At 62.1% G+C, this 13,241-nt stretch carries 13 protein-coding genes and 1 tRNA gene; 8 read left to right on the top strand and 6 right to left on the bottom strand.

Translation table 11 applies throughout. From position 1 onward, the window contains the following. The first annotated feature begins 24 nt into the window (after positions 1 to 24). On the top strand, positions 25 to 1,377 hold the full coding sequence (glmM, locus tag ACFPPB_RS13750) for a phosphoglucosamine mutase (RefSeq protein ID WP_377328026.1): 1,353 nt from the start codon (positions 25 to 27) through the stop codon (positions 1,375 to 1,377). Positions 1,378 to 1,473: 96 nt separating this feature from the next. Further along, entirely contained in the window at positions 1,474 to 2,421 is a 948-nt protein-coding gene (locus tag ACFPPB_RS13745) for an isopenicillin N synthase family dioxygenase (protein WP_377328024.1), read from the top strand. 25 nt (positions 2,422 to 2,446) lie between these two features. Here the strand turns inward: ACFPPB_RS13745 and ACFPPB_RS13740 are convergent, their stop codons facing one another. After that, a complete protein-coding gene (locus tag ACFPPB_RS13740) occupies positions 2,447 to 3,256 on the bottom strand; it encodes an SDR family NAD(P)-dependent oxidoreductase (RefSeq protein ID WP_377328022.1) in 810 nt (269 codons plus the stop codon). A 126-nt stretch (positions 3,257 to 3,382) separates the two neighbouring features. Here ACFPPB_RS13740 and tpiA point away from each other — a divergent pair, with 126 nt between their 5' ends. The 4 genes from tpiA to ACFPPB_RS13720 all read left to right on the top strand — a co-directional run bounded on the left by tpiA (position 3,383) and on the right by ACFPPB_RS13720 (position 6,126). Next, positions 3,383 to 4,141 carry a triose-phosphate isomerase gene (gene tpiA, locus ACFPPB_RS13735; protein WP_377328021.1) on the top strand — a complete coding sequence of 253 codons (759 nt, stop codon included), beginning with the start codon at positions 3,383 to 3,385 and terminating at the stop codon, positions 4,139 to 4,141. 7 nt (positions 4,142 to 4,148) lie between these two features. Further along, complete coding sequence (gene secG / locus ACFPPB_RS13730) at positions 4,149 to 4,610, top strand: preprotein translocase subunit SecG (RefSeq protein WP_377328019.1); 462 nt, start codon at positions 4,149 to 4,151, stop codon at positions 4,608 to 4,610. Positions 4,611 to 4,621: 11 nt separating this feature from the next. Then, positions 4,622 to 4,706: transfer RNA gene (locus ACFPPB_RS13725), tRNA-Leu, on the top strand. A gap of 184 nt (positions 4,707 to 4,890) precedes the next feature. Continuing rightward, the gene (locus tag ACFPPB_RS13720; protein ID WP_377328017.1) at positions 4,891 to 6,126 is read left to right on the top strand and encodes a tyrosine-type recombinase/integrase; all 1,236 of its coding nucleotides are present in this window, start codon (positions 4,891 to 4,893) and stop codon (positions 6,124 to 6,126) included. Between the two features lie 83 nt (positions 6,127 to 6,209). Here the strand turns inward: ACFPPB_RS13720 and ACFPPB_RS13715 are convergent, their stop codons facing one another. The 5 genes from ACFPPB_RS13715 to ACFPPB_RS13695 all read right to left on the bottom strand — a co-directional run bounded on the left by ACFPPB_RS13715 (position 6,210) and on the right by ACFPPB_RS13695 (position 11,044). Next, on the bottom strand, positions 6,210 to 7,496 hold the full coding sequence (locus ACFPPB_RS13715; protein ID WP_377328015.1) for a hypothetical protein: 1,287 nt from the start codon (positions 7,494 to 7,496) through the stop codon (positions 6,210 to 6,212). 102 nt (positions 7,497 to 7,598) lie between these two features. Then, the gene (locus tag ACFPPB_RS13710) at positions 7,599 to 8,144 is read right to left on the bottom strand and encodes a nucleotidyl transferase AbiEii/AbiGii toxin family protein (RefSeq protein WP_377328013.1); all 546 of its coding nucleotides are present in this window, start codon (positions 8,142 to 8,144) and stop codon (positions 7,599 to 7,601) included. Between the two features lie 101 nt (positions 8,145 to 8,245). Beyond that, positions 8,246 to 8,983 (bottom strand): IS21-like element helper ATPase IstB, encoded by a 738-nt coding sequence (gene istB / locus ACFPPB_RS13705; protein WP_377328011.1) that lies wholly within the window; start codon positions 8,981 to 8,983, stop codon positions 8,246 to 8,248. A gap of 2 nt (positions 8,984 to 8,985) precedes the next feature. Then, complete coding sequence (gene istA, locus ACFPPB_RS13700) at positions 8,986 to 10,518, bottom strand: IS21 family transposase (protein ID WP_377328009.1); 1,533 nt, start codon at positions 10,516 to 10,518, stop codon at positions 8,986 to 8,988. Positions 10,519 to 10,765: 247 nt separating this feature from the next. After that, positions 10,766 to 11,044 (bottom strand): hypothetical protein, encoded by a 279-nt coding sequence (locus tag ACFPPB_RS13695; protein ID WP_377328007.1) that lies wholly within the window; start codon positions 11,042 to 11,044, stop codon positions 10,766 to 10,768. Positions 11,045 to 11,211: 167 nt separating this feature from the next. Between ACFPPB_RS13695 and ACFPPB_RS13690 the strand changes: the two genes are divergently transcribed. Together ACFPPB_RS13690 and ACFPPB_RS13685 are read left to right on the top strand one after the other, a co-directional pair. Further along, on the top strand, positions 11,212 to 12,285 hold the full coding sequence (locus tag ACFPPB_RS13690) for a hypothetical protein (protein ID WP_377328005.1): 1,074 nt from the start codon (positions 11,212 to 11,214) through the stop codon (positions 12,283 to 12,285). Positions 12,286 to 12,696: 411 nt separating this feature from the next. Then, positions 12,697 to 13,206 carry a hypothetical protein gene (locus ACFPPB_RS13685; RefSeq protein WP_377328003.1) on the top strand — a complete coding sequence of 170 codons (510 nt, stop codon included), beginning with the start codon at positions 12,697 to 12,699 and terminating at the stop codon, positions 13,204 to 13,206. Positions 13,207 to 13,241: the final 35 nt, after the last annotated feature.

The raw sequence follows: 13,241 nt of genomic DNA, 5'->3' as shown, positions 1-13,241 counted from the left end.
TGATTTTCCAAGGCGACAAATACCATGAATCAGCGCAAATACTTCGGCACGGACGGCATCCGCGGACTGGTCGGACAGTGGCCCATCAGCGCGGACTTCATGTTGCGGCTGGGCCGCGCCACCGGCAGCGTGCTGGCGCGCGAGGGCGACGGTCGGCCCAAGGTGCTGATCGGCAAGGACACGCGCATTTCCGGCTACATGTTCGAGGCCGCACTGGAAGCCGGCCTGGTAGCGGCCGGTGCCGACGTGGGGCTGCTCGGTCCGATGCCGACGCCGGCGGTGGCGTTCCTGACCCATTCGATGCGTGCGCAGGCCGGCATCGTGATCAGCGCATCGCACAATCCGCATCACGACAATGGCATCAAGTTTTTCTCCGCCAACGGCGAGAAGCTGTCCGACGCGGTCGAGCTGGCGATCGAGCAGGAGCTCGAAGCCGACTTCGCCACGGTGGCGTCCGAACAGCTAGGCAAGGCGGTGCGCGTCGATGATGCGGTGTCGCGCTATGCCGAATTCTGCAAGGCCACGGTCGCAGAGGACTTCAGCCTGCGCGGGCTCAAGGTGGTACTGGACTGCGCGCACGGCGCGACCTATCAGGTCGCCCCCAAGGTATTCGCCGAACTGGGTGCCGAGGTGGTGACGATCGGCAGCAAGCCGGACGGTTTCAATATCAACCGCGGAGTCGGCTCGACCCATCCGCAGGCGCTGCAGCAGGCGGTGCTGGAGCAAGGCGCCGATATCGGTATTGCATTTGACGGCGACGGCGACCGGGTGATCCTGGTCGACCGCTACGGCGTCCTGGCCGACGGCGACGACATCCTCTACATGCTGGCGCGGCACCTGCACGCGCGAGGTGCGCTGAAGGGGCCGGTGGTGGGCACGCTGATGAGCAACTACGGACTGCAGCAGGCACTGGCGCGGTTCGACGTGCCGCTGATCCGCGCCAACGTGGGCGACCGTTACGTGATGCAGCAGCTGAAAGAGCACGGCGGCGTGCTCGGCGGCGAGACCTCGGGCCACATCCTGTGCCTGGACCGGGCAACCACCGGCGACGGCATCGTCGCCGCACTGGCGGTGCTGGAGGTATTGGCGCTGTCCGGTCAGGACCTGGCCACGGCCCGTCAGGGACTGCAGAAATTGCCGCAGGTGATGTTGAACGTACGCGCCATCGGTGCCCGCGAGGCACTGGCCAGCGATGAAGTGCTGAAGGCGCTGGCCGAGGTGGAGCAAACCCTGCACGGCCGCGGCCGGGTTGTGTTGCGTGCATCGGGTACCGAGCCGCTGGTGCGCGTGACCATCGAGGGCGCCGATGCGGCGGAAGTGCAGCAGTTGGCGGAGAAGCTCGCGGGGATTGTAAAATCAGCAGCCGAACGCTCGTGAACCTGTAGTGACATTGGGTCGCCATGGACAGGCCCGACGTGCCCCGCCCCTGCGGTGGCGGATGACCGACCGCACGACAACCCGTGGACTACAGCCATGAAGAACGTTCCCACCCTCGATATCCGTCGTTACGACACCGACCGCGACGCATTCGTCGCCGAGCTCGGCGCGGCCTACCGTGAGTTCGGTTTCTGCTGCATCAGCGGCCACGGCATTGCCCGCGAATTGATCGATGGCTCCTACGACGTGTTCCAGCGCTTCTTCGCGCTGTCGACCGAGACCAAGATGAAGTACCACATCGCCGGCAGCGGCGGTGCGCGTGGCTACACGCCGTTCAAGGTGGAGACCGCCAAGGACAGCCAGTACGCCGACCTGAAGGAGTTCTGGCACATCGGCCGGGAAATCCCGTGCGACTCGAAATTCGCCGACCTGATGCCGCCGAATCTGTGGCCGAGCGAAGTGCCTGGTTTCAAGCCACACGGCTACGGCCTGTACGAAGCGCTGGATCAGCTCGGCACCCGCGTGCTGCGTGCACTGGCCTTGCATATCGATCAACCGGAAAACTTCTTCGAGGACAAGACCGACGTCGGCAACTCGATCCTGCGTCCGATCCACTACCCGCCCATCATTGATGAGAGCGGCACCACGGATAACGTCCTGAACGTACGCGCCGGCGCGCACGAGGACATCAACTTCATCACCTTGCTGGTCGGCGCCAGCGCCGAAGGGCTGGAGGTGCTGAGCGATGGCGAATGGCTGCCGGTCACCACCGAGGGCGATGCGATCGTCGTGAACATCGGCGACATGCTGCAGCGGCTGAGCAACCATGTGTATCCGTCGACCACGCACCGGGTGGTCAATCCGCAGAACGAGAACGCGCGCAAGCCTCGCTACTCGGTGCCGTTCTTCCTGCATCCGAACCCGGATGTGATGCTCGATCCGCTCGACTCGTGCATCACGCCGGACAACCCGCGCCGCTACGACACCTCGATCAGCTCGCACGAATACCTGCTGCAGCGGTTGCGCGAGATCAAGCTGATCTGAACCCAGGCTCTATCGGATCGGGGACTTATTCATCCGCATTCCGATAGCGTTTGGATTCCCGCGCCGAAAGCCACATCGCCAACCGGTCCGGCATCAGCTGGACGATGGTCTTGATGGCCCGATTGACGCGGCCGGGAATATAAACGGCCTGGCCGCGTTCAACCGCATCGATGCCCTGGCGCACCACTTGTTCGGCACTGAGCCACATGAAGCCCGGCATCTGATTCATCTTGTCGCGAGTGCCGGTGACGTCGTGGAATTCCGACCAGGTGAAACCGGGACAGAGTGCGCACACGTTCACTCCGGCTTCGCGATTCTCCAGCGCCAGCGACTGCGAGAACTTGATCAGGTAGGCCTTGGACGCCGCGTACAAGGTGTGCCCCGCGGGGCCGGGAACATGTCCGGCCAGCGAGGCCACGTTGATGATGCGGCCGTAGCCGCGTTTGCGCATGCCGGGCAGCAGCCGCCAGGCCAGTTCGGTGGGTGCAGTCAGCAGCACCTGCAGGAAGTCCGCATGGGCTTTCCAGTCGTTCGCCAGGAACGAACCGGGCACGCCGTAACCGGCGTTGTTGATCAGCCAGTCCACCTGCAGGTCGTGTTGCCGCAGCGCATCGCAAAGGGCTTGCGGCGCGCCGGGGTTGGCGAGGTCGTTCGGCAGTACCATGACCGAGACGCCATGTTTTTCGCGCAATTCGGCGGCGAGGGCTTCCAGTCGGTCGACCCGTCGCGCCGTGAGTACCAGATCGTGGCCGAGCACGGCCAGTCGCCGAGCAAACGCGGTACCGATGCCGGCAGAGGCGCCCGTAATCAGGCTGAGGGGGCGGTTGGCCGGCATGGGCTAATCCTCTTGATGGAGGGCCATTCTTGACCGGGCGGACCGGCAGGCGCCAGTCGCTCGTCGGGTTTGCCGATACTGCGACCCCTCGGTAAGCTTGCGATTTGATTGCAGCGGAAGCAGACCATGCGCAAGAAATTTGTGGCGGGCAACTGGAAAATGCATGGGAGCCGCTCTATGGCCACGGCGCTGGTGAACGACATCGTCGTTGGCAAGCCGGATTCCATCGACGTGGCCGTGTTCCCGCCATTTCCGTATCTGGCGGAGCTTGCCTGGCAGCATGCCAGCTCCGGGCTTGGCGTCGGTGCGCAGGACGTCAGCGAACATGAAGGGCAGGGTGCGTACACCGGCGAAGTGTCCGCCGCCATGTTGTCGGATGTCGGTGCGCAATGGGTACTGGTAGGCCATTCCGAGCGCCGCCAGTATCACGCCGAGGGCGACGAACGGGTTGCCCGCAAATTCGCCGCGGCACGTGCCGGCGGCCTCACGCCGATCCTGTGCGTGGGAGAGACGCTGGAGCAGCGCGAAGCCGGCCAGACCGAGGCGGTCATCGCGCGCCAGTTGCAGGCGGTGCTGTCGCATAACGGTATCGCCAGCTTCGATACGGCCGTGATCGCGTACGAACCGGTCTGGGCCATCGGCACCGGCCGCACCGCCAGTTCCGAGCAGGCGCAGCAAGCCCACGCCTTCATTCGTAGCCAACTGGAAAAGGAAGATGTTATGATTGCCCGTCTGACCCGACTGCTTTACGGCGGCAGCGTCAAGGCGGCCAATGCCGAGGAATTATTCGCGCAGGCGGACGTGGATGGTGGACTGATCGGCGGTGCTTCCTTGACTGCATCCGATTTCCTTGGAATCTGCGCCGCGGCGCTACAGGCTCAATAGAAACCTTATGTTCGTCATTTTCAGCGTGTTTTACATTCTGATCGCTGCGGCGATGATCGTGCTGATCCTGTTGCAGAATGGCGCAGGCGCGGAAGCCGGCTCCGGTTTCGGTGGCGGCGCTTCGGCTACGGTCTTCGGTGCGCGTGGCTCGTCCACGTTCCTGACCCGTGCCACGGGTGTTCTCGCCGGGCTGTTCTTCCTGCTGAGTCTCGGCATGGGCATCTACCTGCACGGCAACGGCGCGCCGCACAGCAATGCCGCCGATCTGGGTGTCATGGGCGCGCTCGCCAACAAGCCGGCCGCGGTGAAGACAGCGCCTGCCGCACCGTTCGGTTCGGAAGTGCCATCGGCCGTCCCTGCTGCGACCAACAACGCCGTTCCGGCTGCTGCACCGCCGGCGGCAACCCCCGCCCCGACCAAGAGTCAGGGCGAGGTGCCGGCGGCCACGGAGCCGCCGGCCAAGCACTGAGCAACACACCTGCCCAGGTGGCGGAACTGGTAGACGCACTACCTTGAGGTGGTAGCGACGTAAGTCGTAGGGGTTCGAGTCCCCTCTTGGGCACCATTACACTGTTTTAGGACGTCCAATACAGTCCAAAGAACATAGGAAAACCCGCGATTTAGCGGGTTTTTTTATGCCCGATCGTCCCGTTTCATTTGAAGCGGTCCGATTGAATCCAACGAAAATTGGGGGCATATTTGGGGACACATGAACCAAAGGCATGAACCTCTACTTTGGAGATGCCCCCATGGCCCTGACCGATACCGCCATTCGCAAGGCTGCCCCACGCGACAAGCCATACAAGTTGTCGGACGGGGGTGGCATGTACCTGGAAGTGATGCCGACCGGTGCGAAATACTGGCGGCTCAAGTATCGGATGACCGGCAAAGAGAAGCGATTTGCACTGGGTGTATACCCGATGGTGTCCCTGGCCAGCGCCAGGCAGGGACGTGAGGAAGCCCGCAAGCTGCTAGTGCAAGGCGTCGATCCCAGCGCAGCACGTCAGGAAGCCAAACAAACGAAGGCCGAGGTAATCGCAATTGCGGCCGACACCTTCGAGACCGTAGGCCGCGAGTGGATGGGCAGGCAAGAGGTGGCCGAGGTGACGGCTAACAAAACCCGATGGATCCTGGAGACCTTCCTGTTTCCCGAGATCGGCAGCCGACCTATCTCCGAGATCATACCGCGCGAGCTGCTGGCCGCCCTGCGCAAGATCGAGGAAAGCGGCAAGCTGGAAACGGCCAAACGGGCCAAGATCAAGGCGGGACAGATATTTCGCTACGCGGTGTTGGAAGGCAAGGCCAAAACTGATCCGACCACCAGCTTGCGTGGTGCGTTGAAGCCGCCGAAGAATCGGCACCATGCCGCCATTACTGATCCCGTTCAGGTCGGTGAGTTGCTGCGCGCTATCGACGGTTTCACTGGGCAGCCTGTCACGTTAGCCGCTCTGAAGTTGGCGCCTCTGGTGTTTGTGCGTCCCGGCGAGCTGAGGCAAGCAGAGTGGACGGAAATCGACTTAGACGGAGCCATGTGGAGGATCCCACCCGAGCGCATGAAGATGAATGCCGCTCATTTGGTGCCGCTCTCCAAACAGGTTCTGTTGATTCTGCGGGAACTGCATCCGTTGACTGGTACTGGTCGCTACGTGTTCCCAGGTCTGCGCTCCGCCAGCCGGCCTATAAGCGAAAATACGGTGAACGCGGCGCTGCGACGACTTGGCTATTCCAACGACGAGATGACCGGTCACGGTTTCCGCAGCCTGGCTGCTACTCGTCTCAATGAAATGGGCTGGAATTCGGACGCCATCGAGCGCCAGCTGGCGCATGCCGAATCGAACAAGGTTCGCGAGGCTTATACCCATGCCGCTCAGTATCTGGACGAGCGTAAGCGCATGATGCAGGTATGGGCGGACTATTTGGGTGCACTGCGTGCGGGCGGCCAGAAGAGGAACCAAAAAAATATAGATAGTCCATTGAATGCCTAGAAAAAAATAGGTTTTAGCATTTAGTTGTACTCCTGTTTATACCGTGGTCGGGAACTGCCGAATAGCTCGTCAGAGTAGGGGCGTCAGCGCGTATACCAGCGGTTTGGGTGCCATGCCGGCGGAATCTCGACGGAATCCGAAGGTGGTGTGTGTACGGTTGATTCGGACTCGTCTTTCTCTTCCATTTCGTCCTCAGGTAGTGGCAGCAGAAAGGCGCCAGTCAGTACGGGATCGATCCGTTCCGCCTGTGCCAGCGCCCAGCGTGACCAGTCGTCCATCTGGGTTGGCGACACGGGGTTGGATGAGGCGGCGTTGCGTTCGTTGACTGCGGCGACGTAGCGGCGAATGTCGTCGGCGAGGCGTAGCGACATCGCTTCTCGGTGCAGTTTCTCGATACGCGCGTTCTCAAGTCGACGCTGGCGTTCGCGCTCCCTGCGAACGGCATCTTCCCGACGCTCCTGATCGGCCTCGATCAACGCTGCTTTGTGTTTCGCACGGTGTTCATACCAATGACGCTCAACGGCACGTATGCGCATTTCGCCAGCAGCGATCAGGTTGACGACGATTTCCTGCAACATGGATTCGAGTGATGTGTCTGGACGGTCTGTCCACTCGAACACCAGCCCTTCAGGTTTTTCCGTTCCCCAGTCGACCTTCAGGCGCATGGGTTCGGATGCGGAGCGATGGGTCTCCGAGGCGAAGGCCCAACTCGAGCGTTGTTCGCCTGGTTTCCCCAGCATGAAACGAACGGTCGAATCGCCGATTCGAACCGTGAACTCTTCAGGGTTCTTTTCACGTGGAATCATCGGCGCCATGCCGACGCGTGCCATCGCCTTGAAGACAGCATCGATGAGCTTCAGGCGTCGTTGTTCGTAAGGCGACACGTAGAGTGGTTGGTCAAAGGTGAGGGGGTATGGAGATTGCCTCCACCTTTCATGTCGCTCTGCATCTTCGGCCAACAATTTCGCTACGGCACGGTGAGGCAACTTCAGGTTCCGACTTTGCGGGACGCGGCCGACAAATGCCGTGATGCGTGCGATGAGGTCTGGGGATGGCTCGGCGAAGTCCGGTGGAGGTAGAACATCCTCCATCATCAGCGCCCGCTCGTCGTCCTCGCGCTCGCTCCAGTTGGAGGCGCCAATGTGGATCGTTTCTTTGGAACCCAGGCCACGGGGAGGTAACGGGAACTGTGGAGACGTCTTTCCAGCCTTGAGCTTTGCCCAATGGCCTCGTCCTGGAATGGGGATGCCATTGCGTTTGCAGATCTTGGCTAGCGCGACATCCGACATGCCGAACTGCGGCGCGAGCTGCGTCAGAGGCTCGGACCAAACAAGGTCATAGAGTTGTTGACGTCGGAAATGCTGTTCCATGAGGCATGCGCATGAGGGCAAGACCAGTAAGGCTAATGCGCGGATGTGGCACGTAGTTGAAGTTCCCCCAAGCGCGCGCCTCGGCCATTGATGCCCTGCGGCTTAAGCCTGACGCCAAGTGCCACCGTCTGGATCCCAGTGACCGCTGGCACCTTCTGGCGCTCCCAGGCTGGCGATGACGGGGCCGAAGAAATGCCGCAGTTCCTCTTGCAGGTCCACAAATGGCGGCGGCTCAAGGGTTGGCGGATTGCGGCGCAAGAAGCCACTCCAAAGGCCTCGATCCACGGCGATGGCCGCGAAAACTTCGGTCAGGCCCACGGGCATCTCGGTTGGAAAGGAGGTTTCCCGGCGCCGGAGCGTGCCACTAACCGCTTCGACCAGGCTCGGCAAGTCGAAGCGAAAAGTGCGTGTCGTGACCCAGATGTCGTGGAAGTCCTTGATCCGGCCGTTCGCCTCTCCAAAGCGGATCATCGCCTCAAATTTCTCGGCGACCACGGTTTCAGGTGGGTACATCAGGATGTTCGCCTGCGGTAGATCCGGCAGTAGGCCAGGAAAATTTCCCCGTTTTGGCAGAGGATAAACGTAGTCGCCGAAGCCGATGTCGACCTGGATGCGTATTCCGGTCAGACTGACCACCTGATCCGGCAATCGCTGAACTTTCTTCCGGTGCTGACCACCGGGCTGCAATTTGCTGACCGGCCGACTCGTTCCTGAGTCGGCCGGTCACAACATCCTGCGGTCGTGCAGAACTATGGCTGGGAGCCTTTGAGCTTGCGCATGGACTCGCCTTGCAACTGGATGCGATGGGCAGTGTGGACGATACGATCAAGAATGGCATCGGCAATCGTGGGCTCGCCCAGATACGCATGCCACTCGCTGATCGGAAGCTGGGCCGTGATGGCGATCGAGCTGGCGTTGACCCGGTCATCAATCACTTCCAGCAGATCCTGTCGCCCGCGCTTACCCAGCGGCATGACGCCCCAATCGTCCAGCACCAGCAGCTTCGCTTTCGTCAGTTGCGTTCGCAGGGTGTGCAGGCTCCCGGTTTCGCGGGCGATCTCCAGCTCTTCCAGCAACCGTGGCAGGCGACGGTACAACACGGGCAGTCCCCTGCGCGCAGCCTGCTGGGCGAGCGCACAGGCCAGCCAGGTTTTTCCTGCCCCGGTCGGCCCGGTGATGATCAGGTTCTGGTGCTTCGCAATCCAGTCGCAGCCCAACAGGCCGCTGATCTGCGCGCGGTCGATGCCGCGACTGGCGCGATAGTCGATGTCTTCGGCACTGGCGCTGACCTTGAGATGCGCCCGCTTCAGCAAACGATCCAGCCGCCGGTTGTCGCGGGCCAGGCGTTCGGCATCCACCAGCATGACAAAGCGCTCGTCGAATCCGCCGGCCTGCAACTGAGGGTTCTCGAACTGCCGCTCCAGTGTGTCGGCCATGCCGTGCAACTTCAGTTCGCGCAGGGCATTCAGGGTGTGGGACTGGCTCATGCTCAGCCCTCCTTCTTCTTGGGGGCGAAATAGTCGCCGCCGCGGATGTTGTCGTGGCTGGGCAGTGAGATGCCCGCATCGTCATTGGCTGCCCCCCGTGCCTGATGACGCCGGTTCGCCAGCAGCGCGCGCAAGGTCTTTTCCGACATCGAGTGGATTGCCGCCGCCCGCTGTGCGGTTGCTTCAAGGTCGGCAGCCCCGTATTGGCGGGCCAGCGACTGCAACCGATCGCAACACGGCAACCCCAACGCCGGGTGCTGCCGATCAAACTGCTGCTTGACGAAGGCCAGTGTCGCGGGACCGACTTGCTCCGCCCACGCCAGGAAATGTTCCGGCGTGCGCTCGGCATACGCACGATGCTCTTTCGGCAAGTGCGCCAGATCCGTTGTCGTACCGCCTGGGGCGCCGATCCGATGTGTGGCGATACGTACCCCGGCACAGTAGATCCCGACATGGGACACGCCGAGACGTCCCTCGACCTCGCGACCGATGTAGCTGAAGGGCACCGAGTACCAATGCTTCGCCAGGGCTACGTGATAATCCGTGGGCACCACCTGTGAGGCCGTCCATTCGCCCTGTTCAAAGGGAGCGGCCGGCAACGGCAGCAGGGCTGCCCGTTCGTCCGCCTCGAAGCGATCATGTCGACACCCGGCCAGCTTCTTGAACGGGCGCCGGTTGAGCACCTCGATCCGCTCGGCAATTGCATGGTTGAGTTCCTCCAGCGAAAAGAAGGTGCGATGGCGCAAGCACAACAACACCCAGCGCTGCACAATGAGCACGGAACCTTCCACCTTGGCCTTGTCGCGCGGGCGGTACGGCCGAGCCGGCAGAATCACCGTCCCATAGTGCGTCGCCATTTCCAGGTACGTACGCTGGATGACCGGATCCCGCCCGGACTTGGTCACCGCACTGCGCAGGTTGTCGGGCACCACGATACGCGGCACCCCACCGAACGCCTCGAACATGCACACGTGCGCGTGGATCCAGTGGGGCAACTGCTGGCTCGGACAAGCCAAGGCAAAGACGCGGTTGGAATACCCAAGCGTGCCCACGAACAGTTCGACGATGATGATCTCGCCGGTTGCCTGATCCACGTAGCTAGGCCGCTTTCCCGAAAAGTCGACGAAGACCTTTTCGCCGGGGGCATGATGCTGGCGCATCGTGGGATGCAGGGTGCGCAGGTACTTCCGGTAATAGTGGGAGAACTGCGAGTACGCCAAAGCCCGCTCAGGGCAAGTGCGCCGGTAGTCTTCCCAGAGCAGCGTGAGGGTCATGCCGGCGAGCTGCATCTGGGCGTGAACCCATGCCCAGTCCGGGTGCTGCTTTTCCACGTGCCGGCCCGCAGTGCGGTTGAATAGGCCATCGAGCTCGTCTTCCGAACGCGATTCCATGGCGTCCCAAGTGAGCGACTGGGATCGGGCCAGGTGACGATAGCGGTTGACGGTATTGTGAGACCGTCCCGTCGCCCGCTCGATGTCGCGGTCGGACAGGGTCGTGGTCAAGATCAGGCGAAGGAGTTCTTTCAGAGAGGACATGCTGATTCCTTACGGAAGGGCCCATTCGCACGCAGGGCGATGGGCGACAGGGATCAGCGGGCGCGACGCAGGCTTTCCCGCCTGCTACAAGGCGCAGGCGTGACTTGACTATCCAAAACTGGAAGAGGAAAGTAGATGCCGATGGGGTTCTCATCCATCGCACCTTGAAGGCCCGGGAGTCGCAAGCTCTCGGGCCTTCGCGTCTATGCGCACCGCAACGAACAACGAAGGTGGTGGTCGGATGACGTCAGCGCATCGGCACCTCCTTGCTGGGCACAAGACATTCGACCCCTTGCCGCAGCTTGGCCAGCCACGCGGCCACATCCTTGGTCAGCGCGAACTTGCCGCGCCGATGCGCCACAGCGAAAACCGGCACCGGCACGGTGCCGCGGGCAATCGCCTGCCGAAGCGCTTCGACGCTCGGGTAGCCCAGCGCGGAACGCAAATCGTCGCCACCCAGCAGTGGCGCGCCGTAGCGGGCCAGCAAGTCGCGTTCGAGCAAATCAGCCAAGGAGGGCGTCGTCATGTCGCGGTCACGGTGGGTCACGTCGCGACACATGCTAGGGCTGGAGCAGCCTCCCGGGTAGCCGGCAAATCAGGGGTTTCATTTTACTCTATATTTCGACATAACCCATTGAACCCATGGGCATACAAGGGTGACCCAAGTGCCGTCTGGGTCACCGGAGGATGTGCGTGAATCGAACCCGAAAACCCCTGAGGCGAACCATCGACCAGCAGCGCGTGCAGGTGTGGTACGGCTGGCTGCGCCAGCTCTCAAAGCGGTCCACGGCCTACGCGCTGGAGAAGCAACTGTTGCCGGAAGGATTCGCTCGCGCGACCGACGGCAGCCTGTCGCACCGCAATCGGATGGTCCGTTACCGTGAAGGCAAGCATGTCCCCCGATCCGAACTCGTGGCGCGCGCCGAAACGCGTTTTCCCGGCGGGCGCGCATTGCTGGAACACCCCTACTGGGAAATTCTTGACCCTGATCGGGATGTGTCCGTCTGCGCTGCAGCGTGGTTGGCGCGTCTGGGCGCCGACGTGCAGCGCCTCATGTACAGGCCCAGCCGTTTTGTCGTCGATCATGTGGCCAAGCGACGCCCGATCACGAACGTTTCGTTGCGGCAGCTGGAAAACCTCGGGACCTTCGAGGCCTTGGCTGCCACGACGCTCCTCCTGCGCGAAACATTGCAAGCAGGCAATTCACTGCGTGCGCACTGTTGCGCCGCCAGTTTCTGGCGATTGTTGCTCTTGATCGGCTCGTCGGTTCCGTTCTTCGACGTGTTGCCGGCGATGGCCGAATTGGCGGACAAGGCGCTCCTCCACCAGGTGGTTCACCGGGGTGAGCAGGTTGCCCTGACCTCGGTGCCCATTCGACGTTACGAAGGCCTACTGCGTGGCTACTGTCTGGCCCGAGAAGACAGGGGCACGATGGGGCCGGATCACGCCAGTTGGGTGCGCGAACGCTTGTTGCTGATCCGAGGCAAAAAGGGCTTTGATGTACAGCATGCATTTCGGGTACCCGTGATCGCTACCCCAGCCCTTCAGGCTGACCCAGAAATGTATGCCAACTTTTTGCAAGACCAAATGGTTCGACGAATGGCGCTCGACTACTGCACCAAAGCACGTTGGGCGCACCGTGTCTTTATAGACGACCTGATGGCTTTCTATAACGATCCAGAAGGGCATTGGCCTGCAGTCGATTCGGTCGTGAAGCCATTAATCCCACGGCCTGATCGCGCTGATTCTCAGCGCGCCATCGCGTGACTTACGGCGACGCCTACGGGGTGAATTCAGGTCTTTCGACGCGGTGTTGATGAGGTCAGTCGATTGTTGCATGCGCTGGAGCGGAATGATTGGAGTTCCGGCGCGTCGTGATCATCGCGCCGTTTGACACGCATCAGCGTTCGAGGATCGATGCCCCTGTACGATATTTTTTGCGCCAAACGTGCCCTGCGTTTCATCAAGGCACTGGCGCTGGACACGTCGTCTGGGTATGTTGCGCCGATGTCAGGGAGACAGGGGACACAGGGGATGCATTCATATCTACGCTGGGCGTCGGCCTGGGCGATGCTGTGTCTGAGCATCGGTATCGCGCCAGCCCGTGAGTCCACGTCTCAGCTTCCCGTTCCCAGCGCGCAGGCCGCCGCCTTTCGCTGCAAAGCCCGCGATTGCGTGATGCCTTCACAGGGTTCATACCCCGATCTGGTCATCGGCCGCTTCCAGGCGATGGCGACGCCGGCGCAGAGCCGCCGGCTCTTCGCCGACATGCGCGCACGGCACGCCTGGTCGGCATTGCCGAACGATGCCGCGGAGTTCTATGCCGCCCTGCAACCGGTGACCATCGCGCTTCCGAACGGTACGGCCTTGGCGGTGCTGATGGCCCAGGATGAGGCGCATATCGCGCAACCGAAGCCCGGCGATCTGGTGCGCTATTCGCCCCACCGCGGCAAGTACGAGATTCCGCCCACCGATCCCAAGGCCCGCGCCTACTGGGGCGTGGACGGCTGCGTGGCCATCCTGTGCCGCGCACAGGACAAGGCCTGTTACAGCCGATACGTCTCCGGCGTCTACCGCCCTGCCGATGGTCACGCGCTTTCGCCCCGCACTTTCCAGCCCTTACCGCATGGCACGGTGATCGATCCGCAAACGCTGCTGCCGCGGCGCACGATCGGGGCGACGCCGTAACGCTTCTTCGCTCAATCTGTTGTTGTTCTGTGCTA

Origin of the sequence: Rhodanobacter terrae, assembly GCF_042657005.1 — a bacterium.
GTDB lineage: Bacteria > Pseudomonadota > Gammaproteobacteria > Xanthomonadales > Rhodanobacteraceae > Rhodanobacter > Rhodanobacter terrae.
This window is presented reverse-complemented; position numbering and strand designations above follow the sequence as displayed.

Coding starts and splice junctions, on each gene's coding strand:
- ACFPPB_RS13695 (WP_377328007.1), bottom strand. CDS start 11,044: ATGACGACGCCCTCCTTGGCTGATTTGCTCGAACGCGACTTGCTGGCC.
- ACFPPB_RS13720 (WP_377328017.1), top strand. CDS start 4,891: ATGGCCCTGACCGATACCGCCATTCGCAAGGCTGCCCCACGCGACAAG.
- ACFPPB_RS13685 (WP_377328003.1), top strand. CDS start 12,697: ATGCCTTCACAGGGTTCATACCCCGATCTGGTCATCGGCCGCTTCCAG.
- ACFPPB_RS13745 (WP_377328024.1), top strand. CDS start 1,474: ATGAAGAACGTTCCCACCCTCGATATCCGTCGTTACGACACCGACCGC.
- glmM (WP_377328026.1), top strand. CDS start 25: ATGAATCAGCGCAAATACTTCGGCACGGACGGCATCCGCGGACTGGTC.
- istA (WP_377328009.1), bottom strand. CDS start 10,518: ATGTCCTCTCTGAAAGAACTCCTTCGCCTGATCTTGACCACGACCCTG.
- ACFPPB_RS13740 (WP_377328022.1), bottom strand. CDS start 3,256: ATGCCGGCCAACCGCCCCCTCAGCCTGATTACGGGCGCCTCTGCCGGC.
- tpiA (WP_377328021.1), top strand. CDS start 3,383: ATGCGCAAGAAATTTGTGGCGGGCAACTGGAAAATGCATGGGAGCCGC.
- ACFPPB_RS13715 (WP_377328015.1), bottom strand. CDS start 7,496: ATGGAACAGCATTTCCGACGTCAACAACTCTATGACCTTGTTTGGTCC.
- secG (WP_377328019.1), top strand. CDS start 4,149: ATGTTCGTCATTTTCAGCGTGTTTTACATTCTGATCGCTGCGGCGATG.
- istB (WP_377328011.1), bottom strand. CDS start 8,983: ATGAGCCAGTCCCACACCCTGAATGCCCTGCGCGAACTGAAGTTGCAC.